1 protein-coding gene is annotated in these 1,029 nt (G+C 70.7%); it reads left to right on the top strand.

Annotated features, from left to right (window positions below; genetic code table 11):
- Positions 1-829, top strand: an 829-nt coding sequence (locus MFF42_RS25445; RefSeq protein ID WP_238258756.1) for a Tim44 domain-containing protein, incomplete at its 5' end; no start/stop codon positions are given.
- Between the last annotated feature and the right edge of the window lie 200 nt (positions 830-1,029).

Below are 1,029 nucleotides of genomic sequence, written 5' to 3'. Positions count from 1 at the left end.
CACCGCGACCTCGCCGGGCGCGATGGGTCCGATCCAGCGCTCGCAGACGAGCCCGAGCCCCGGCTTCAACAATCCCGGCATGGCGGCCCAGAACGGCGGTTCGCGCTTCGGCGGCGGCTTCCTCGGCGGCATGCTCGGCGCGGGCCTGATCGGCGCCCTGCTCGGTGCCGGCCTGTCGGGCGGCCTCGGCGGCATCGGCTCGTTCATCGGCCTGATCTTCCAGATCGGCCTGATCGCGCTCCTCGTGATGCTGGTCGTGCGCTTCTTCCGCCGCCGCCAGGAGGGCAACCAGCCCGCCATGGCCGGCAACGCCCCCCATGCCCGCTCCGGACTGCCGCCGGAAGGCGGCATGCAGGGTGGCATGCAGGGTGGAATGAATGCCGGCATGAACCCGATGGGCGGCGGCCTCGGCGGCGGTGCCCGCCCGCAGCCGATCCAGGTCCAGCCGGACGACTTCCAGGCCTTCGAGCGCTCGCTCAACGAGATCCAGGGCGCCTATGGCCGCGAGGACGTCGCCGCCCTGCGCCGTCTCGCGACCCCGGAAATGGTCGGCTACTTCGAGGAGGATCTGCGCGCCAACGCCGCCCGCGGCGTGGTCAACCGGATCTCGGACGTGAAGCTGCTCCAGGGCGACCTGTCCGAGGCGTGGCGCGAGGGTCGGGTCGAGTTCGCCACCGTCGCCATGCGCTTCTCGCTGCGCGACGAGGTGTTCGAGCGCGCCACCAACCGCCACGTCGAGAACGGCCCGCAGGAGGCCAAGGAGTTCTGGACCTTCGTGCGCGAGCCCGGCGGCCCGTGGCTGCTCTCGGCGATCCAGCAGGGCCGCTGAGCGGTCCCAGACCTTCAACGAAAAGGGCGTCCGGCGAGAGCCGGGCGCCCTTTTTCGTGATGAAGCACGGCTCCCGTCATTGCGAGGCGGAGCCGAAGCAATCCAGGGCTCGACGTATCCGAATGGTACGCCAGGGCCCTTCCGCCCACTCATCCCGTTTCCGGTTGATCGCCTTGGTCAGAGCCTGGCCTGTCCCCTCC

Source organism: Methylorubrum podarium (assembly GCF_022179745.1).
In the GTDB taxonomy this organism is placed as follows: Bacteria; Pseudomonadota; Alphaproteobacteria; order Rhizobiales; family Beijerinckiaceae; genus Methylobacterium; species Methylobacterium podarium.
The sequence above is the reverse complement of the archived record's forward strand: the minus strand, read 5'-3'. Positions and strand labels throughout refer to the sequence as shown.